The organism is Helicobacter sp. T3_23-1059 (assembly GCF_053654515.1).
Map to the genome: position 1 here is coordinate 1 of NZ_JBSIUV010000186.1, position 722 is coordinate 722.

1 protein-coding gene is annotated in these 722 nt (G+C 38.6%); it reads right to left on the reverse strand.

The window, feature by feature from the left end; translation table 11 throughout:
• A partial coding sequence (locus ACWIX0_RS13965; RefSeq protein ID WP_454174583.1) for a hypothetical protein occupies positions 1–722 on the reverse strand: 722 nt, incomplete at both ends.

Sequence of the window (722 nt, forward strand, 5' to 3'; positions counted from 1 at the left end):
AAAAAATCAAAGCTAGGCTCTGCAAACTTTTTCTCTAGCACTTCGGGCATTTCTTTTAATGCTTCATAAAGTCTTTGAGAGGCAAAGTCTTGGTTTGAAAATTTCACTAAGCTAGCACCTAAGACATCAGCTTTGATTTCGTGGATAAATCGCTCTTTTGGGATTTCCATACCATTAAAAACTTGCACTTTGCCATCAATCCTCTCATTTATCTTGTTTGCTAGCTCTCTATAGATTTCGCTTCGGTTTATGCTTGTGGCTTTTCCTGCGTTTTTACTCTCTTTGCCTAAAAACGCAATGGCATTTACTAAATAATTTGTGATTTCATTTAGTTTAGGTGTGGCGATACTTCGGGCGATATTATAAAACCCTCCTGCGTTTGAAATAAGCATATTTTTGACTTTTGATACGAGCAAATCATCGCCTTGTATTTTATCTAGGGCTTTTGCTATGTCTAAATCATAGCTAGCTTTGCTTAGACTTGCTAAAAGGGCTAAATTTGCCTCTTCCTCTTTTAGCGGGGCATTTAATAGTCTTGCGATTACTTGGCGTTGATTATCTACGCTTTCACTTTCTAAAAATCTGCGTGAGTTGTTGTTGGTTAGATTTTTTTGTATGTCGTTTGCATAGATTCCTAATGCGCTTGTGGCTTGCTCGCCTAAGGTGCGCTCGCCCCCTTTGTTTGATTTTGCTGCTAGGGCGATTTGCTCTAGTAAGTTTGC